Source organism: Coprococcus phoceensis (assembly GCF_900104635.1).
Lineage (GTDB): Bacteria > Bacillota > Clostridia > Lachnospirales > Lachnospiraceae > Faecalimonas > Faecalimonas phoceensis.
Map to the genome: position 1 here is coordinate 907,518 of NZ_FNWC01000007.1, position 19,636 is coordinate 927,153.

A 19,636-nucleotide genomic window follows, 5' to 3' on the forward strand; every position below is an offset into this window, starting at 1 on the left:
AGAATGAATCAAACATGCACAATCAAAGAAATGTTGGAAGATGAGCGGCCGTATGAAAAGTGTCTCCGCTATGGAGTCGAGAACTTGTCAAACGCAGAGCTGCTCGCGGTTCTTTTGAGAACTGGGACAAGAGGTACAAACTCTTTGGAGATGGCGCGTAATATTTTACGCACATCGGAGCAGGAAGAGGACAATATTTTGGCAGTGCACCAGCTTACAATGGAAAAGCTGAAGGCAATCAAAGGAATCGGAACAGTAAAAGCAACTCAGATTTTATGCCTCTCGGAATTGGCAAAGCGTCTTTCGAAGGCCAGTGTAAAAGAAAGTCTGATTTTTACGTCTCCGTCTACAATCGCAGATTATTATATGGAAGATCTGCGTCATCGGAAGCAGGAACACATGAAACTTCTGATGCTGAATACGAAATCAAAACTCATTGGTGAGACTGATATTTCAAAAGGAACAGTTAACGCTTCTTTAGTCTCTCCAAGAGAATTATTTATAGAAGCTCTTGAGAAAAATGCAGTTTCCATTATACTGATGCACAATCACCCAAGCGGTGATCCGACACCAAGTAAAAATGATATACTGCTGACTAAAAGAGTGACAGATGCAGGTAATCTGATTGGAATTGAATTATTAGATCACATTATTATTGGCAATAATTGTTATATCAGCTTTGCTGAACAGAGGCTTTTATGACAATCGAAAGGATATACAATGTTTGGAAATATATATGGACTGGATCTTGGCACTTATGAGATCAAAGTTTATGATAAAAAAAAGAATGCCATATGGCGAGAAAAAAATACAATTGCTATTGCAAATGAAGATGAGATTTTTTCTGTGGGTGACGAGGCATATGAGATGTTTGAAAAAGCGCCTGACAATATAGAAGTCGTCTTTCCGATGAAAGAAGGCGTGATTTCTCACTTTTATGATATGCAGTACTTATTGAACAATCTGCTGAAAAAGGAACGCCATTTTGCACGTGGCTCAAAATATATAGTAGCCGTTCCGACTGATGTGACGGAAGTTGAAAAAAAGGCATTCTTTGATTTGGTTGTACATTCTACTGCAAAGGCAAAAGAAGTCAATGTTGTAGAGCGGGCAGTCGCAGATGCGATCGGGATTGGGCTGGATATTCAGAATTCTCCTGGAATATTTATTTCCAATTTCGGTGGTGAGACAACAGAGCTGTCCGTCCTCGCATCAGGCGGTATGGTCTTGAATAAATTAGTAAAGACCGGAGGTGCTATGCTTGACAATGCAATCAGCAGCCTTGTACGTCATACTACAGATTTTTTGATCGGACGACTGACTGCGGAAAAATTACGGCAGCATTTTGATGTCTTCGATGAAAAGACGGACACTTCCATGGAGGTTGCCGGCAGGGATTTGATTACCGGTGTTCCACAGCAGAAAGAGATTTCCGTCAATCTTGTAAGAGCGGCGGTTAAAGAGCCTTTGGCTGCCTGTATTCGAGAGATTGACCTCCTATTGGAACGAACACCGCCTGAAGTCCGAAAATCAATTGAGATGAACGGGATTTATGTTACAGGCGGGCTCGCTCATATGAAAGGACTTGCCGAATACATAGAAGGAAGAACCGGTATTAAAGCACAAGCTGTCAAGAATCCTGATGTTTGTGTGGTGGAAGGTCTCAAACAGATCATTCAATCAAAAGAATTGAGAAAATTGACATTTTCAATGTTAGATGAAAATTATAGGTGGATGGGATAATATGAAAACAAAAAATCAAACGACATTAGCAAGTAAATATTGGTTATTGATTCTTTCATTAATCTGTATCATTTTGATGGGACTGTCACTTGTGACAGATAAAGTGAATGGGCCGCTTCGGACAGTGGCAAATTACACGATTGTTCCGATGCAGAAAGGAATCAATAATATTGGATTGTGGATGAGCGATCTAACTCAAAATTTTGAAACATTAAAAGAAGTAAAAAGCAAAAATGAGAAACTGCAGAAAACTGTGGACGAATTAACGATTGAGAACAATCGTCTGCAGCAAGAGCGTTATGAATTAGAACGCCTTCAGGAACTTTATGCGCTTGACCAAAGTTATGCGGATTATAAAAAAGTCGGTGCACATGTCACCGCGAATGATTCCGGTAACTGGTTCAGTTCTTTTACCATTGATAAAGGAGAAAAAGATGGTATCAAAAAGGATATGAATGTCATGGCTGGAACCGGTCTTGTGGGAATTGTGACAGAAGTCGGACCGAATTGGGCACGTGTACGCTCGATCATAGATGATTCCAGCAATGTCAGCGCGCTGATTTTGTCGACTTCGGATAAATGTATTGTAAAAGGGGATTTAACGCTGATGAACGATGGGAAAATTCGTTTTGAACAGCTTGCAAATAATGGTTCCGAAATAAAAGAAGGAGAACAGGTTGTTACTTCACATATCAGCAGCAAATATCTGCAGGGAATTTTGATCGGGTATGTCAGTGAAATCACAACGGATGCAAACAACCTTACAAGATCGGGATATATTACACCTGCTGTTGACTTTCAACATTTACAGGAAGTACTTGTCATTACAACTACAAAAGAGGAGATGCTGGAGAAAGAAGAATAGTAGAAAGGAGTACTGTTTTGAAAAGAAGAGTCATCACTGTTTTAATTATTGTTGTATGCTTTTTATTAGAGTGTACCGTTTTTCAAAAAATTGCATTTGCATCCATCACACCGAATCTTTTGATTGTAATCACATCAGCATTTGGATTCATGCGCGGTAAAAAGGAAGGTATGTTTGTCGGCTTTCTTTCCGGTCTGCTTGTCGATATATTCTTTAGTGAGCTGATTGGATTTTACGCTTTAGTTTTTATGCTGATTGGCTATGTAAATGGTTTCTTCAAGCGGATTTTTTACGCTGAGGATATTAAACTTCCATTGATTTTGATTGCGGCAAGTGACTTTATTTATGGACATATTGTGTGTATTTTCATGTTCATTATTCGAAGTCGGTTCAATTATCTATATTATTTGAACCATATCATTATGCCGGAATTAATATATACTATTTTAGTAACATTAATTTTATACCAGCTTATTTTGCATATTAACCAAAAATTAGAAGCAGAAGAAAAAAGGAGTGCAAGTAAATTTGTTTAATCGTCTAAAAGATTCTATTCTAGAAGTATTAAAGTCAAGATTATTTGTTTTGATTGTTGTTTTTTGTATTTTATCTGCAATTTTGATTCAGCGTGTATTCTATTTACAGATTGTAAAAGGGGAAGATTACCTGAACAACTACAAATTGAAGATTCAAAAGACAAAAACCATCCAAGGAACTAGAGGAGTTATATATGACCGCAACGGGGAGGTGCTTGCTACAAACAAGCTCGCTTATTCCGTACAGATTGAAGATAATGGTTCTTATGAAGATACCAAACAGAAAAATAAACTTATTAATAAAACAATCAATAGCGTCATTGATATGGTAGAAAAAAATGGAGATTCGATTGTAAATGATTTTGGAATTATTCTAAACTCTAATAATGAATATGAATTTCTTTACTCGGAAGGTACCAGAAGACTGCGTTTTCTTGCCGATATTTATGGATATACAACAATTGATAAGTTATCGGAAGATGAAAAAAATTCTACGCCGCAGGAAGTCATGGATTTTCTCTGTGCGAATAAGCGTGGAAAATCTTGGGGATTTGGTATTGATCAGGAAAAATACGAAGAAAAATATGGAAAATCCCGTGTCCTTCAGCTTGTGACAATCCGATATGGAATGCATTTAAACAGTTTCCAGAAGTATATTCCAACAACCATTGCTTCTGATGTCAGTGACCAGACAGTGGCGGTTATCATGGAAAATCTATCTGATCTTCAAGGAATCAGTATCGGAGAGGAATCTCTGAGAGAATATCCGGACAGTAAATATTTTTCATCCATTCTTGGATACACCGGAAAGATCTCTCAGGAAGAGTACGACGATCTGAGCGAAGAACAGCAGAAATCGTATTCTCTGACAGATATTGTAGGAAAATCAGGTATCGAGCAGACAATGGATGAATATCTGCAAGGTGAAAAAGGAAAAGAAACGGTATATGTCGACAGTGTGGGAAAAGTTATTGAAAGCAAGAAAGATAAGGAGCCGAAGGCAGGCAATAACCTTTATCTTTCTATCGATAAGAATCTGCAGATTACGGCGTACAATTTAATAGAGGAAAAGCTTGCAGGTATTATTTTGAAAAAAATGACGACGGCTCTTGATTATACCAGAGATCCAGAGGGAAATTCCGATATTATTATTCCGGTCGGTGATATCTATAATGCATTTTTTGCAAATGAGATTTTAGATATTGATCACTTTGCGACGAGTGAGGCACAGGCGACTGAGCAGGAGGTCTATGCTGCATACAGTCAAAGACTGGATACTGCCATTAATGAGATTATAACAGAGCTGCAATCTTCATCAGCAGAACCATATGAAGATCTGTCGAAAGAGATGCAGGCATATATGAATTATATTGAGGCGGATCTACTTACTTCCAAGACGGAAATTATTATGAAAGATAAAATTGATACGAACGATGAGACCTATAAAGCTTGGAAAACAGATGAATCAATCAGTTTGAAAGAGTACTTGAATTATGCCATTTCAAAGAACTGGATTGATACTTCTGTCATTCAGGATTACGTATCTTCCGACGAAAAATATTCAAATGCCGGAGAACTGTACCAGGGAATATTAACGTTTATCAATGACTATCTGAAAACAGACAGCAATTTTGAAAAACTTATTTACCAGTACATGATCAAAGATGGAACGCTTCGTGGAAGTCAGGTATGTATGCTGTTATATGAACAAAATGTACTTCCGCTTGATGAACAACAGGATCAATATAACAGACTTGCATCAGGATCAATATCGGCGTATGATTTCATTCGCAGCAAGATTGAAAGTCTGGAAATTACCCCAGGGCAGTTAGGTGTTGAACCGTCCACCGGATCATTTGTTATGACTGAAGTTGCGACAGGAAAAACACTTGCACTTGTCTCTTATCCGGGATATGACAACAATCGACTTGCCAATACAATGGATTCAGACTACTACAATAAATTGTATGTAGATCTTTCACAGCCGTTTTACAATAAAGCTACTCAAGAGACAACCGCACCTGGATCTACCTATAAGATGGTATCCTCAGCGGCGGGGCTTTCAGAAGGTATTATTACCGGAAGTACTACGATTGGATGTTATGGACCATATAAAAATATTACCCCTAGTCCGAAATGTTGGATTTATCCTGGAGGGCACGGCAACTTAACCGTAACCGGTGCGCTGGCACATTCATGTAACAACTTTTTCTTTGATGTCGGATATCGTCTTGGTTTATCATCTGAAGGAAATTACTCTTCGGATGTCGGAACTGACAAACTTGCGAAATACGCGGAGATGTTTGGTCTTGGAGAGACTTCCGGTCTTGAAATTCCAGAATCTGAACCTCGTGTCAGTGATGAGGATGCTGTCCGTTCTGCAATCGGACAGGGTACAAACCTCTTTACAACAAGCCAGCTTGCAAAATATGTGACAGCTATTGCAAATCGAGGTACCGTGTATGATCTTACACTTTTGAGTAAAATTGAAGATGTTGACGGTAATCTTGTCAAAGAGTTTGAGCCTACATTATATAAACAGATTGAGGAAAGTGAAATTAGCAGTAGTAGCTTTGATTTGATTGAAGAAGGTATGGAACAGATGGTAGAACGCGACAGCCGCTTTAAAAGCGTGCGGGATGGCGGAATCCAAATGGCAGGAAAGACCGGTACTGCACAGCATAGCAAAGCGCATGCGGACCACGTATTGTTTGTGGGATACGCACCAGCTGATGAACCGCAGATTGCAGTCAGTGCACGTATTGCATATGGATATAATTCTGGTTATCCTGCTGAGATCGGAAGAGATATGGTTAGAAAATATTTTAATCTGGCAGATGATGCCGATCTTGTAACCGGAACTGCTTCTTCACTTGGTTCAGAGATACGAGGAGATTAACCGGAAAATACGTTCAGAACCCTTTTTAAAGCACAAAAGAAAAATGTCAAACAGACCCGCAGATATAAAAAAGCATGTAGGAGGAATTTAAAATGGGTGAAGTTATTGTAGTTACATCAGGGAAGGGTGGCGTTGGAAAGACAACAACGACTGCCAATCTAGGAGCAGGGCTTGCAAAATTAGACAAAAAAGTTGTGGTGATTGATACGGATTTAGGACTTCGAAACTTAGATGTTGTCATGGGACTTGAAAATCGTATCGTATATAATCTGGTAGATGTCATTGAGGGAAATTGCCGTATGAAACAGGCGTTGATCAGGGACAAGCGATATGACAATCTCTATCTTCTGCCATCAGCGCAGACAAAAGATAAGTCTGCAATCTCTCCACAGCAGATGAAAAAACTGACGGAAGAATTAAAAGAAGAATATGATTACATACTTTTGGATTGTCCTGCCGGAATTGAACAAGGATTTCAAAATGCAATTGCAGGAGCAGATCACGCAGTCATTGTAACAACTCCGGAAGTATCAGCAATCCGTGATGCAGACCGCATTATCGGATTGCTGGAAAAAAATCAGATAAAAAAAATTGACCTGATCATCAATCGTATCCGAATGGATATGGTAAAAAGAGGAGATATGATGTCAGTAGAGGATGTTACTGAGATTTTAGCAGTCAATCTTTTGGGAGCAATTCCGGATGACGAACAGATTGTGATTGGAACAAATCAGGGAGAGCCTGTTATCGGACTTGACTCCATGGCAGGAAAAGCATATTTTAATATTTGTAAGCGGCTTTTAGGTGAAGAAGTTCCGTTCCTGAATTTAGATTCCAATACCGGTTTCTTCACCAAACTGACTCGTATTTTTCAGAAACATTAGGAGGTGCTGCAAAGATGGCCGTATTTGAAACAATTAAAAGAAAACCTTCTGTTTTAATTGCAAAAGACAGGCTGAAAGTATTACTTGTTTCAGACCGCGTAAACTGTACACCCGATGCATTAGAAAAAGTACAATTGGAATTGTATAAGACAATTTCAAAATACATGGAAGTAACTCCGGAGACGTTTGACGTTCAATTTACACGTTCAACAATATTTATTAAACTTACAGGAGAAGAATCGTGAAACTATCGAAACCCTATCATATAAAAGATTTTAAATTTTTATTAGTGTTGTCGGTGCTTGCACTTTCCATAATTGGCGTTTTAGCTGTCGGAAGTGCCGAGCCATCATCGCAGATGAAACAGATTATTGGTATCATAATGGGAATTATTGTTATGGTGATAATCTCTATGATTGATTATGAATGGCTATTAAATCTATATTGGCTGATTTATGGTTTTAATCTGCTTTTATTGTTATATGTACACTTTTTGGGAATGGAATTAAATGGTGCAAAGAGGTGGATCAATTTAGGTTTTACAACATTGCAGCCTTCTGATTTTACTAAAATTTTTATGATTTTGTTTTTCGCAAAATTTTTGATGAATCATGAAGCGCGTATGAAGGAACCACTTACAATTGTAAAGTCTGTTTTACTGATTGCACCTTCTCTGCTTTTAATTTATAAACAGCCAAACCTTTCAAATACACTTTGTATTGCGGCGCTGTTTTGTATTTTGATGTACATCGGTGGATTGAGTTACAAGTTCATTGGCACTGCACTTGCAATTGCAATTCCGGCAGCAATCATTGTTGTCAGCATCGCTGTTATGCCAAACCAGCCATTTTTGAAAGAATACCAGCAAAAACGTATTCTTGCCTGGCTGGAACCGGAAAAATATGCGGATGATACTGCTTATCAGCAACAGAATTCTATTATGGCAATCGGTTCCGGACAGCTGAAAGGAAAGGGACTAAATAACAATACGACAACCTCTGTAAAGAACGGAAATTTCCTTTTGGAGGCTGATACAGACTTTATTTTTGCAATTATTGGTGAAGAATTAGGATTTGTGGGTTGTTGTATCGTCATAATTTTGTTATTATTAATTGTAATACAATGCATTTTAATAGGGCTCCGAGCCCAGAACCTTGCGGGGCGGATTATTTGCGGGGGAGTTGCCGCACTGATAGCGATTCAAAGTTTTATCAATATCGGTGTGGCTACAGGAGTATTGCCCAATACCGGACTCTCTCTTCCGTTTGTCAGTGCAGGTTTGACATCTATTGTATGTTTTTATATGGGAATTGGATTTGTTTTAAATGTAGGATTACAACCGAAAAAATACCAGTAAGGAGTGGGAAATATGAATATAGGATTAATTGCACATGATTCTAAAAAAACTTTAATGCAGAATTTTTGTATCGCATACAGAGGAATTCTAAGTAAACACAATTTGTTTGCAACAGGCACAACAGGACGATTGATTGAAGAGGTGACGAACCTGTCTATTCACAAGTATTTAGCAGGACCTTTAGGTGGAATGCAGCAACTTGGAAGTCAGGTAGGCCAGAATGATATTGATGCGCTGATTTTCTTGAGAGATCCATTGGCGCCAAAACCGCATGAACCGAATGTAAATGATGTAGTGCGTTTGTGTGATATGCACAATATTCCTATGGCGACTAATTTGGCAACAGCTGAATTGATTGTACTTGCACTTGACAGAGGAGATTTGGACTGGCGTGAGATGTATAGATAAAAAAAGACGCCTACTGTCCATCATTCTTATCATTGCGATATTGTCAGCTGGGTGTATTTCAAAAAAAGAAAAAATTGTAACAGAATATGAAACTACAAACTATGATCGATATTTGTATGAAGGGGAATTGTTTGCGAATCAATTATGTGTTTCCAATGAAAATGTTTCGCTGAATGACTTCGAAGTAGCTTCTTCTTTGCATGCAGCTGCATTATTCGGTGTAGATCAGAAGAAAGTATTTTTGTCGGAACACATGCATGACCGTTTGTTTCCGGCAAGTACAACGAAGATTCTTACTTTGTATTTAGCATTGAAATACGGCACACTTTCAGATGAGGTTACGGTAAGTAAAAATGCAGTATCTGTACCATCTGATTCTTCTGTAGCAGGTCTTCGAGAGGGCGAACAGCTTACGTTAGAAGATTTATTGTATGGACTAATGCTTCCATCTGGGAATGACAGTGCTGTTGCAATTGCGGAACATATTTCTGGCAGCGTCGATGCGTTTGTACAGTTGATGAATCAGGAAGCAAATGCATTGGGGGCTACAAATTCACATTTTGTGAATCCGCATGGCTATCATGATAAAGATCATTATACAACTGCATATGATTTGTATTTAATTTTTAATCAGGGAATTCAGAATGAGAAATTCGTTGATATTATATCTTCGCCAAGTTACACTACAGACATCAAGGAACCAGACGGTTCTGTAAGAAGCGTGACTTGGAGACAATCCAATTTATTTGTGAACGGAACCCGAACGGCACCGGAGAATGTGACAGTGGTCGGTGGGAAAACCGGAACTACAGATGAGGCCGGAGCATGTCTTGTTTTATATGAACAGGATAGTCAGTCGCGTCCGTATATTTCTGTTGTCATGGGAGCCGAATCGAAAAATGCACTTTATACTACAATGGATTCATTACTATCTACCATACCAGGGCTCTCACAATGAGAGCCCTATTTATATAGTTAAGAATCTCCCATATTGCCAATTCTGCCATAAAGACTGATCAGATACAGACCACACAGACCAATGACAGTATAGATGATTCTTGAAATCCAGCTTAAATTTCCAAAAAGAAATGTAACTAAATCAAATCGAAAAATACCGATTAGAAGCCAGTTGACTGCACCGATAATGACAAGTGTCAGACTTGTGTTATCAAACCATTTCATGTATATTTCCTCCTTATTTATCATCTATACAGTAGTATTCACTTTTGATAAAAAAATATACAGACGGAAAGGAACTATTTAGAGATGAAAGAACAAAGATTATATTATAAATATTCAGATTACTTAAAAGAAAAATATGGCGAAAAAGTTTATAAATTGCCTATCAATCTTCCAATCACCTGTCCTAACCGTTTAGACGGCAACGGGTGCAGCTTTTGTTCTGAAGTAGGAACTGGATTTGAAGCACTAGCTTCTCAGGTTTCTGTGACAGAACAGCTTGAACGTACCAAAATACTTATTGAAAAAAAATATAAGGCAAAAAAATATATTGCATACTTTCAGAATTATACAAATACATTTATGAAATTGGATGTCTTTCAGGCATATATTTGCGAGGCTGCAGCCTGTCTGGATATTGTGGAAATTTCAATCTCCACACGACCTGACTGCATTCAAAAAGAATATTTAGATGTCTTAAAATCTATAAGTGAAAAATATCAAGTTGCTATCAGCATTGAACTAGGTTTGCAGACAGTTAATTACCATACATTGGATACTATTAACCGCGGTCATGGATTAGCCGAATATATTGATGCAGTACTTATGATACAGTCATATGCCTTTCCAATCTGCACACATATTATTTTGAATCTTCCGGGAGATTCGATGCGAGATGCAATTGAAAGTGCAAAAATATTATCTGCTTTAAAAATAGATATTGTAAAAATTCATTCTTTATATATTGCAAAAAATACAAAGTTGTCCTATGAGTATGAAAGTGGTACAATCAAAATATGCAGCAAAGAAGAGTATATCCAAAGACTGATTGCTTTTTTAGAACATTTATCACCGGAAATTGTTGTAGAACGTTTATTCAGTCGTGTTCCGGAAAAAGACTCTCTTTTTTCTAATTGGAATACCAGCTGGTGGAAACTGCAGGATGAAGTGATTGCTAAAATGAACGAGCAGGAGTCTTATCAAGGAAAATGCTTCTGTTACCTTAATGGTAGTGCAATGAAAAAATTATCTTAGGAGGATTGGTTTTGTCATCATATACATCAAATATCAGAACTTATCGAAAAAAGAAATATATAAATATCGGATTGATTATTTTTGGAATCATTTTTTTGTATCTGATCGTGACTATTATTCTGTACCTGACAGCCCCTCGCATTACTCCCTATGAGGTGCGGGAAGGTTCAATTCTAAAGGATAATGCATACACTGGAATCGCTATTCGTACGGAAAACGTAACCTATGCTGATAATAGCGGATATATCAATTATTATACGACGGATAATAGTAAAGTACGTGCAGGAACTAATATTTATACACTGTCCAACGAAAAACTAACATTTTCCAATGGATCTTCTGAGGATAATGTCACATTAAGTGAAGAACAAAAAAATGCCTTGTCTTTAAAAATACAGACATTTAGTGAAAGCTTTAAAGATGCTTCTTTTTCAGACATGTATTTATTTAAGAATGAAATGGAAAGTTCTCTGCAGAGTATTTCCAGTCAAAGTAAGATGGATCAACTGAATAGCGCTTTGAGCAATGGAACTCTTTCAGACATGAATCTGTATTCAACTGCCGAGGATGGGATTGTAGTATATTCTGTAGATGGGATGGAAGGGTTGACAAAAGACACGGTAACTTTGGAACCTCTTGATAAGAGTAATTACCAAAAAACAGAATTTGCCAACAATACGAAAGTGAATGCCGGCGATCCTGTTTATAAGCTGGTTACGGATGAATCATGGACATTAGTAACAGAGATTTCAAAAGAAACCTATGATGTACTAAAAGAAAAAAAATCGGTAAAAGTCCGTTTTTCAAAAGATAATCAGACATTATGGGGAAATTTAGAAATTAAAGAGCTTGACGGACATATTTTGGCTTATCTCGGATTTGACAACTCCATGATTCGATATGCAAACGAACGTTATTTGGATATTGAATTGATTTTGGAAGACCAATCCGGGCTTAAGATTCCAAAATCTGCTGAGACAAAAAAAGATTTTTACGTAGTTCCTAAATCTTATATTACACAGGGCGGCAATAGCTCTGAGCAGGGGGTACTCCGGCAGACTACAGATAAAAATGGGGAAAGTATTACCGAATTTTTACCGGTTAATATTTATTATGAAGAAAACGAAACGGTATATTTAGATCCGAATGTATTTCAAGAAAATGATGTGATCATTAAACCGGAGTCTACAGAAACTTATCAGCTAAAAGAGAAAAAATCATTAAAAGGCGTTTATAATATCAACAAAGGATATGCAATGTTTAAGCAGATTAATATCTTAAGTGAAAGTGAAGAATATTACATTGTCGAAGAGGGAAACAGCTATGGGCTTTCCAATTATGATCGGATTGCATTAGACAGTACCGGAATCAAAGAAAATGATATTGTTTTTTAAAAGGAGTTTTTAATCATGTTATCAGAGAATTTACAACAAGTAGAAGAAAAAATTGCAGATGCTTGTAAACGAGCAAAAAGAGAACGAAGTGAAGTCACTTTGATTGCCGTGAGCAAGACAAAACCAATTTCTATGCTGCAAGAAATTTATAACGAAGGAATACGATGTTTTGGTGAAAATAAAGTACAGGAGCTGACTGAAAAATATGAGCAGCTTCCATCAGACATCAAATGGCATATGATTGGTCATTTGCAAAGAAACAAAGTAAAATATATCGTCGATAAAACAGAATTGATTCATTCTGTGGATTCTCTGCGATTGGCAGAGACAATCAATCAGGAAGCAGCTAAAAAAGACGTGGTTTCCAACATTTTAATCGAAGTAAATGTGGCGGAAGAAGAGAGTAAATTTGGAGTAAAAGTAGAGGAAGTACTTCCTTTGATTGAGAAAATTGCATTATTTCCAAATATTCAAATCAAAGGTCTTATGACAATTGCCCCATATGTGAAAAATCCAGAAGAAAACAGACCTATTTTTAGACGTTTACGCAAATTATCTGTTGACATCAACGCCAAAAACATTGATAATGTTAATGTGAGTATTCTTTCGATGGGAATGACCAATGATTATGAAGTTGCTATTGAAGAGGGTGCAACTATGGTTCGTGTGGGAACCGGGATTTTTGGTGAACGAAATTATACCACAGTATAGAAGTAAGATAGGAGATTAAAATAATTATGGGCGTACTAGACAAATTCTTAGATATTTTGAAGTTGAGTGATGAGGACGAGGATTACGATGAAGAGTTCTTTGATGATGAAGAATACGATGATATAGAAGAGAAGCCAAAAAGAAATTTTTTCAAGAAAGAAAAGCAGATGGAAGAAAATGAAGAACAATACAATGTTCCAGAAGAGAAGCATAGCCAGCATGCAAAACCAGCAAGCAGCAAAGTAACACCTATGCGTCAGCCTGCAAGAAAGACAGCCGGAATGGAAGTCTGTGTGATTAAGCCGACAAATGTTGACGATTCCAGAGAAGTTACAGAGACTCTGCTTAGTGGACGCACTGTTATCCTGAATTTGGAAGGATTAGATTTAGAAGTGGCACAGCGCTTGATAGATTTTACTTCCGGTGCGACATTTGCTATTGATGGAAATCTGCAAAAGATTTCAAATTATATTTTTCTGATTACACCGGCTAACGTAGATATCTCCGGTGATTTACAGGATCTATTGAATACATCTTTTGATGTTCCATCTATTAAGACAAGATATTAGGACAAGTATTATGCAAAAAGAAGAACTTATGTTACAAAAGAGATTGATTGAGCTTTCAAGGCTATCCTATCAACGCGGAATTGTTACATATTCTGATTTTTTAAATTTGAATGAATTAAATATTCTTCATACAATGCCAAAGACAGAATTATATACAACATACAAAGTTTTTGGCGGTTATGATTTCTCAGAGCGTCAGATGGTTGCATTTCTACCTGATGCTTTTTGTTATGAGTATTTTTATCCAATTTCTGTTTTGAAAATCAGACCGTTGCAGAAAAAATTTTCTGAGGCACTTTCTCACAGAGACTATTTAGGCGCTGTTTTAAATCTTGGTATTGAACGTAGCAAAATCGGTGATATCCTTGTACAGGAAGATTCTGCAATTCTGTTTGTTCATCAGTCTCTGGAACAATTCATCCAAGATGAATTAAAAAGAATACGTCATACTTCTGTTATGGCAGAGCCGGAAAATTTTGAGAAGTTTTCTTATACTCCTCAAATAGAAGAAAAAAAAGGCACCGTGTCGTCTTTGCGGCTAGACAGTCTTTTAGCTCTTGCATTTTCTTCTTCCAGAACAAAACTGGTACCATACATTGAAAATGGAAAAGTATTTGTAAACGGAAAATTAATCACATCCAATGGATACCAAATTAAACAAGACGATATTATTTCTGTTCGAGGACTTGGACGTTTTCAATATAAAGAAATGCTTTCTCAGACAAAAAGGGGACGTTATTTAGTGACGATACATCTATACATATAATGAAACAGGAAGGGAGAATCTTATGAAAAAGAAAACAACTCATTACCTCAGCTATTTATTAGCTACTTTAAGTATGATTTTTGCAATTTTTTTAGATCAATACACAAAACTACTTGCAGTGGAAAATTTGAAAAATCAAGCTCCAATTGATATCATAGAAAATGTTTTCCAGCTTCACTATCTGGAAAATCGTGGAGCGGCTTTTGGGATACTCCAAAACCAAAAAATTTTCTTTGTTATTATCGGTATTATAATTCTGATTGTAGCACTTTTTTTCTATTTAAAAATGCCGCACGAGAGACATTTTATTCCATTGCGAATCTGTCTGCTTCTGATTGCATCCGGGGCAATTGGAAATATGATAGACCGGATACGTTTGAATTATGTAATTGATTTCTTTTATTTCGAATTGATCGATTTCCCAATTTTCAATGTGGCAGATATTTATGTAACATTGTCAGCTGGACTTCTTATCGTATTAATTTTATTCTATTACAAAGAAGATGATCTTGAAATGCTGTTTAAGCTATTCTCGCGTAAAAAGAACAAGGAACAGGAGAGTTAATTATGATACAGACCGTTACTGTAGAAAAAGAATTTTCTGGAAACCGAGTAGATAAATTTCTTTCAGAACAATTTCCAGATCTTTCTCGTTCTTATATTCAAAAATTAATTAAAGATGGACATGTGACTGCAAACGGGAAAATAGTCAAAGCAAACTACAAACTTAACGCACTTGATACATTGGCTCTGGATAAACCAGAGCTTCAAGAGCCGGATATTGTGCCAGAGAATATCCCAATTGATATTTTATATGAGGATGAAGATATTTTGATTGTTAACAAACCAAAAGGAATGGTGGTACACCCATCGGCAGGACATTATTCCGGCACTCTTGTAAATGCCCTGATGTATCACTGCAAAGATCAATTATCTGGAATCAATGGAATAATGCGACCTGGAATTGTACATCGAATAGATATGGATACAACCGGATCACTGCTTGTCTGTAAAAATGATTTTGTCCACCAGGATTTAGCAGAACAGCTAAAGGAACACTCCATACAACGAATATATCACGCAATCGTACATGGGGTTATAAAAGAAGATGAAGGGACAATTGACGCTCCAATTGGAAGACATCCGATTGAGCGAAAAAAAATGAGTGTCAACTATAAAAACGGCAAGCATGCAGTCACTCATTATAAAGTAATCGAACGATTTAAAAATTATACATACATAAAATGTCGATTGGAGACAGGTAGAACACACCAGATACGAGTACATATGGCTCATATACGCCATCCTCTGTTAGGAGATGCTGTCTATGGACCGGCAAAATGTCCTTTCAAATTACAGGGACAGACATTACATGCAAAAACATTGGGTATTGTTCATCCACGTACGCATGAGTATATTGAGGTGGATGCTCCACTTCCGGATTATTTTATCTCTCTGCTAAACAAACTAAAACAAACGTCTTAAACTGTAAAATTCATATAAAAATATATACTTTTCTCACAAATTGTTGTATAATAATTATATGTTAAAACAATTCGTATTCAGACTTAAAGGAGAGTGACAGATATGAGTGAATTTAATACAATTATTACAATCGGAAGACAATTTGGAAGTGCTGGGCGTGAGATCGGGAATGTCATTGCTAAAGATTATGGTATCAAATTATATGACAAAGAGATGTTAAAGAGAGCGGCAAAAGAAAGCGGTATCTGTGAAGAATTATTTGAGACACATGATGAAAAACCTACGAATAGTTTTCTCTATTCATTAGTGATGGATACTTACTCTCTTGGATATTCTTCTGGAAGTTATTCAGATATGCCGATTAATCATAAGATCTTTTTGGCTCAATTTGATGCTATAAAGAAGATTGCTGACGAAGGACCTTGTGTTCTTGTAGGAAGATGTGCCGACTATGCTTTGGAAAACTATGACAATGTTGTAAATGTATTTATTTATGCTGATTTGGACATTCGTGTCAGAAGAATTGCAAGACTCTATAACTTGACTGATGCAAAAGCAAAAGATATGATCTTAAAAACGGATAAAAAAAGAGCAAGTTATTACAATTATTACACGAATAAAGAATGGGCAGAAGCGAAGAGTTATGATTTATGTCTAAATAGCGGAAAGCTCGGTGTAGAAGGAACTGCAAAAGCCATCAAAGATTATGTTTCACTTAGAAATAATATTACAGATGCAAAATTATAAACGGTAGGGACATGGGAATTTTTCTCATGTCCCTGTTTTGTAAAATTATCTTTTATGTAAGATTCTTTCTGGCCATCCTTCGATATCACCGTTCAAAATTGCAGTGAACATTCTGTTTTTTGCCCCTGGGTGCTCAGTATTTAATTGTCTAACAAGTTCTTTTGCATACTGGCGTTTGGTGTAGCCGTCAACTGGGCATTTACTTTTTACAACCGGCAGATTGTATTTATTCTTAAATCCAATAACATCTGCTTCATCTACAAACATAATTGGACGAATAACTGTCAAATCCATACGATCCAAATATGTTTTCGGCGAAAATGAATGAAATCTTCCTTCAAAAATCAGAGAGAGAAGCATTGTTTCAATAATATCATCTTTGTGATGCGCATAAGCAACTTTATTGCAGCCCATTTCTTTTACAGCATCATTCAATGCACCTTTTCGCATCTTTGCACAGAGAGAACAAGGATTGCTTTCTTTTCTCTCTTCGAATAAAATGTGAGCAATATCCGTTTTCACTACCTTATACGGCACTCCGAGTTCTTGACATAATTCATGTACTGGATCTAAATCGAATTCTTCGTATCCTAAATCAACTGTAATGGCACTCAATTCAAATTTGTTGGGATAGAACCGTTTTAATCCATGAAGTGCATAGAGCAGTGTCAAGCTGTCTTTTCCGCCAGAGATTCCAACTGCAATATGATCTCCTTCCTGGATCATCTGGTATTCATCCACTGCTTTTCTCGTAAAACTCAATAACTGTTGTAATTTCATCTATAAAATCCTTTCTTACATTCTATTTTACTGTTTCTACCTGCTTAATACTATTATATTTTTCTTATTTTTACAATAGGAAAATAAACAACTTCACAAATCTATCAGAATCATGTAGAATAGTTTTAGATGAGATTTAGGAGGATGGAAGAACATGAAATTTGTGATACAACGTGTTACAGAATCATCTGTAAAAGTAGATGATAAAATAATCGGACAAATCGGAAAAGGATTTATGGTCCTAATTGGAGTCGGGCAGGAGGATACAAAAGAAATTGCGGACAAACTGATTAAAAAAATGATCGGACTTCGCATTTTTGAAGACGAAAACGGAAAAACAAATCTTTCACTTGCTGATGTGAATGGAGAGCTTTTATTGATTTCACAGTTTACACTATATGCAAATTGTAAAAGAGGAAATCGTCCAAGCTTTATTGAATCTGGAGATCCTGCATTAGCGGAAGAACTTTATGAATATATTATTTCCAAATGCAAAGAAAATGTACCAGTTGTTGAAAAAGGAAGTTTTGGGGCGGACATGAAAGTAAGCCTGATTAATGATGGTCCATTCACAATTGTATTGGATTCTGATTGTATGTAACCAAAAGCAAAAATAGACATTGAGCATTGGGAAATTCAGGAGAGAAGAGCAGAGTTAATTTCGCTCTTCTCTTAATTTTACAGCACTGGCTGCCTGTCTTCGCCGCATATCATCAATAGCCGCATAGTGTTTTTTTGTCGTATTTACATCCTTATGCCCCAACACGTCGGCTACAAGGTAAATATCGCCTGTTTCCTTGTATAAGGACGTTCCATAGGTACTCCGAAGCTTATGAGGTGTTATTTTTTTGTTTGGAGTCACTTGTCTAGCATATTTTTTCACCATATTCTCAATTGCCTGAACTCCCATTCTTTTTCTTTGGGTCGATAAAAAAAGAGCATTTTCATGGTCGGGTAGGGGAGTAGCGCTGGCTCTTGTTGTCTCAAGATAATTCTCCAAAGCATTACGTACTTCCTCACCGAAATAGATAACCATCTCACTTCCACCTTTTCTAGTCACCTTAATGCCATTATTCTTAAAATCAATATCATTGATATCAAGACCTACACATTCTGAAACACGAATCCCCGTTCCAAGCAATAATGTCAAAATAGCCAAATCGCGAGTTTTTGTTTTTTCATAATAAACTTTTTTTTGACCCGTCAATTCTTTCCCACAATTTTCTACATAATCAAGCAGCAAAGCAACCTCATCAATATCTAAACGTATAATTGCTTTATCATGTAACTTTGGCATATCCACAAAAATAGTCGGATTTTTTTCAATCATCTGATGACGGTAAAAATACCGGTAAAAGCTCCTGAGAGAAGAAAATTTTCGTGCCAGTCCTTTTTCTCCATTTGTGATCACCTGATTATCATCCGCTTTATATACCTTTAAATACTCTAAATATTCCTCGATATCGATTGGTTCAACACGTTCTAAGTCCTGAAGGGTAAACTGGGTTGTCGTATAATCGTGATAAATTGGATTGTTCTCAATTAAAAAATGAAAAAATACACGGATGTCATAAGCATAAGAAATTCTTGTCTTAGCCGATGTAGTCGGTTCTACAGCACGAAAATAATCTTTTGTAAATGATGGTAATGTCTGTAAAACTTCACGTAATCGAAGTGTATTGTCAATATAAGATTGTTCATAATATGTTTTTATGTCTTTAGCCATGAAACAAGATTCCTTTCGTAAATACTGGATTTTAAGTATATTTTACACTATACGGCAGTAAATGTCTATGTCTTTTGGAAAAATCAGTATTTGTCGTATAGATATATTTCTATTATAAAAGACCGATATAGCATCTATTTTCACTAATAAGACTCGCTGCTATATCGGCATGGTATCTTTTATCGAAACTCTTCGTCGTAATATGCAATCATTAAATATTGGCTTTCCTGTATCGAATCAGATTCTAAGGAATTAATTTCTTTCAGCTCATCTACATATTCCTGAGTGCTTCCGTAATCATCTGTTTTATATTCAAGAGCGATATCCCAAAGAGTGTCTCCTGGTTGAATTACTATACTTTTATAGTACTTATAAGTAATTGGGCTTTCCTGTGCATTCCCATGTGCATCGGAAAAGGAACTTCCAAATACGGCACTTCCAATGGTTATAAATAAAATAGTTGCCAAGAGCATCCACATTCTCCGTTGTGCAAATCGTTGTTTCTCATAATATCTTTTCTCTTTTGTCATTATCTCATATACCTCTCTTCCA

The 19,636-nt window shown here is 36.6% G+C and carries 23 protein-coding genes; 19 read left to right on the forward strand and 4 right to left on the reverse strand.

Features of this window, described 5'->3' with window-relative positions; all coding sequences use genetic code 11:
* Window positions 1-3: 3 nt before the first annotated feature.
* From radC to BQ5364_RS08100, 10 genes are all read left to right on the forward strand, one after another.
* Window positions 4-702, forward strand: coding sequence for a RadC family protein (gene radC / locus BQ5364_RS08055; protein WP_004612574.1), 699 nt, complete (start codon window positions 4-6; stop codon window positions 700-702).
* Between the two features lie 18 nt (window positions 703-720).
* The gene (locus tag BQ5364_RS08060; protein ID WP_071143980.1) at window positions 721-1,743 is read left to right on the forward strand and encodes a rod shape-determining protein; all 1,023 of its coding nucleotides are present in this window, start codon (window positions 721-723) and stop codon (window positions 1,741-1,743) included.
* Window position 1,744: 1 nt separating this feature from the next.
* A complete protein-coding gene (mreC, locus tag BQ5364_RS08065) occupies window positions 1,745-2,608 on the forward strand; it encodes a rod shape-determining protein MreC (protein ID WP_022251056.1) in 864 nt (287 codons plus the stop codon).
* Between the two features lie 17 nt (window positions 2,609-2,625).
* Window positions 2,626-3,144 (forward strand): rod shape-determining protein MreD, encoded by a 519-nt coding sequence (gene mreD / locus BQ5364_RS08070; RefSeq protein WP_022251057.1) that lies wholly within the window; start codon window positions 2,626-2,628, stop codon window positions 3,142-3,144.
* Window positions 3,125-6,043: a penicillin-binding transpeptidase domain-containing protein gene (locus BQ5364_RS08075; RefSeq protein WP_207646116.1), complete on the forward strand. Its 2,919-nt coding sequence runs from the start codon at window positions 3,125-3,127 to the stop codon at window positions 6,041-6,043. Before mreD ends, BQ5364_RS08075 begins: the two co-directional genes overlap by 20 nt.
* A gap of 92 nt (window positions 6,044-6,135) precedes the next feature.
* Window positions 6,136-6,927: a septum site-determining protein MinD gene (gene minD / locus BQ5364_RS08080; protein ID WP_004612579.1), complete on the forward strand. Its 792-nt coding sequence runs from the start codon at window positions 6,136-6,138 to the stop codon at window positions 6,925-6,927.
* 14 nt (window positions 6,928-6,941) lie between these two features.
* Complete coding sequence (gene minE / locus BQ5364_RS08085) at window positions 6,942-7,172, forward strand: cell division topological specificity factor MinE (protein ID WP_004612580.1); 231 nt, start codon at window positions 6,942-6,944, stop codon at window positions 7,170-7,172.
* A complete protein-coding gene (locus BQ5364_RS08090; protein ID WP_004612581.1) occupies window positions 7,169-8,284 on the forward strand; it encodes an FtsW/RodA/SpoVE family cell cycle protein in 1,116 nt (371 codons plus the stop codon). Before minE ends, BQ5364_RS08090 begins: the two co-directional genes overlap by 4 nt.
* A 12-nt stretch (window positions 8,285-8,296) precedes the next feature.
* Window positions 8,297-8,692 carry a methylglyoxal synthase gene (locus BQ5364_RS08095; RefSeq protein WP_022251060.1) on the forward strand — a complete coding sequence of 132 codons (396 nt, stop codon included), beginning with the start codon at window positions 8,297-8,299 and terminating at the stop codon, window positions 8,690-8,692.
* Complete coding sequence (locus BQ5364_RS08100; protein WP_022251061.1) at window positions 8,676-9,650, forward strand: D-alanyl-D-alanine carboxypeptidase family protein; 975 nt, start codon at window positions 8,676-8,678, stop codon at window positions 9,648-9,650. The genes BQ5364_RS08095 and BQ5364_RS08100 overlap by 17 nt, the downstream gene beginning before the upstream one ends.
* Window positions 9,651-9,667: 17 nt before the next feature.
* Here BQ5364_RS08100 and BQ5364_RS08105 read toward each other — a convergent pair whose 3' ends face one another.
* Window positions 9,668-9,874 (reverse strand): DUF378 domain-containing protein, encoded by a 207-nt coding sequence (locus BQ5364_RS08105; protein WP_022251062.1) that lies wholly within the window; start codon window positions 9,872-9,874, stop codon window positions 9,668-9,670.
* Between the two features lie 84 nt (window positions 9,875-9,958).
* Between BQ5364_RS08105 and BQ5364_RS08110 the strand changes: the two genes are divergently transcribed.
* The 8 genes from BQ5364_RS08110 to BQ5364_RS08145 all read left to right on the forward strand — a co-directional run bounded on the left by BQ5364_RS08110 (window position 9,959) and on the right by BQ5364_RS08145 (window position 16,578).
* Window positions 9,959-10,906 carry a tRNA modification radical SAM protein MnmL/YtqA gene (locus tag BQ5364_RS08110; protein WP_004612585.1) on the forward strand — a complete coding sequence of 316 codons (948 nt, stop codon included), beginning with the start codon at window positions 9,959-9,961 and terminating at the stop codon, window positions 10,904-10,906.
* An 11-nt stretch (window positions 10,907-10,917) separates the two neighbouring features.
* Window positions 10,918-12,300, forward strand: a complete 1,383-nt coding sequence (locus tag BQ5364_RS08115; RefSeq protein ID WP_071143982.1) for a biotin/lipoyl attachment domain-containing protein — start codon at window positions 10,918-10,920, stop codon at window positions 12,298-12,300.
* Between the two features lie 15 nt (window positions 12,301-12,315).
* Window positions 12,316-13,011 carry a YggS family pyridoxal phosphate-dependent enzyme gene (locus BQ5364_RS08120; protein WP_004612587.1) on the forward strand — a complete coding sequence of 232 codons (696 nt, stop codon included), beginning with the start codon at window positions 12,316-12,318 and terminating at the stop codon, window positions 13,009-13,011.
* Window positions 13,012-13,037: 26 nt separating this feature from the next.
* Window positions 13,038-13,580: a cell division protein SepF gene (locus tag BQ5364_RS08125; protein ID WP_071143983.1), complete on the forward strand. Its 543-nt coding sequence runs from the start codon at window positions 13,038-13,040 to the stop codon at window positions 13,578-13,580.
* 10 nt (window positions 13,581-13,590) lie between these two features.
* Window positions 13,591-14,346 carry a YlmH family RNA-binding protein gene (locus BQ5364_RS08130; RefSeq protein ID WP_022251065.1) on the forward strand — a complete coding sequence of 252 codons (756 nt, stop codon included), beginning with the start codon at window positions 13,591-13,593 and terminating at the stop codon, window positions 14,344-14,346.
* 22 nt (window positions 14,347-14,368) lie between these two features.
* The gene (lspA, locus tag BQ5364_RS08135) at window positions 14,369-14,911 is read left to right on the forward strand and encodes a signal peptidase II (protein WP_022251066.1); all 543 of its coding nucleotides are present in this window, start codon (window positions 14,369-14,371) and stop codon (window positions 14,909-14,911) included.
* 2 nt (window positions 14,912-14,913) lie between these two features.
* Entirely contained in the window at window positions 14,914-15,831 is a 918-nt protein-coding gene (locus BQ5364_RS08140; protein WP_004612591.1) for an RluA family pseudouridine synthase, read from the forward strand.
* 102 nt (window positions 15,832-15,933) lie between these two features.
* Window positions 15,934-16,578 carry a cytidylate kinase-like family protein gene (locus tag BQ5364_RS08145; RefSeq protein WP_004612592.1) on the forward strand — a complete coding sequence of 215 codons (645 nt, stop codon included), beginning with the start codon at window positions 15,934-15,936 and terminating at the stop codon, window positions 16,576-16,578.
* Window positions 16,579-16,623: 45 nt separating this feature from the next.
* Here BQ5364_RS08145 and BQ5364_RS08150 read toward each other — a convergent pair whose 3' ends face one another.
* Window positions 16,624-17,358, reverse strand: coding sequence for a tRNA 2-thiocytidine(32) synthetase TtcA (locus BQ5364_RS08150; RefSeq protein ID WP_004612593.1), 735 nt, complete (start codon window positions 17,356-17,358; stop codon window positions 16,624-16,626).
* Window positions 17,359-17,512: 154 nt separating this feature from the next.
* Between BQ5364_RS08150 and dtd the strand changes: the two genes are divergently transcribed.
* On the forward strand, window positions 17,513-17,959 hold the full coding sequence (dtd, locus tag BQ5364_RS08155; RefSeq protein WP_004612594.1) for a D-aminoacyl-tRNA deacylase: 447 nt from the start codon (window positions 17,513-17,515) through the stop codon (window positions 17,957-17,959).
* A gap of 54 nt (window positions 17,960-18,013) precedes the next feature.
* On the opposite strand, the gene BQ5364_RS08160 is transcribed toward dtd, so the two are convergent.
* Window positions 18,014-19,084, reverse strand: coding sequence for a tyrosine-type recombinase/integrase (locus BQ5364_RS08160; protein WP_071143984.1), 1,071 nt, complete (start codon window positions 19,082-19,084; stop codon window positions 18,014-18,016).
* 179 nt (window positions 19,085-19,263) lie between these two features.
* Window positions 19,264-19,614 carry a LysM peptidoglycan-binding domain-containing protein gene (locus BQ5364_RS08165; RefSeq protein ID WP_071143985.1) on the reverse strand — a complete coding sequence of 117 codons (351 nt, stop codon included), beginning with the start codon at window positions 19,612-19,614 and terminating at the stop codon, window positions 19,264-19,266.
* Window positions 19,615-19,636 lie beyond the last annotated feature (22 nt).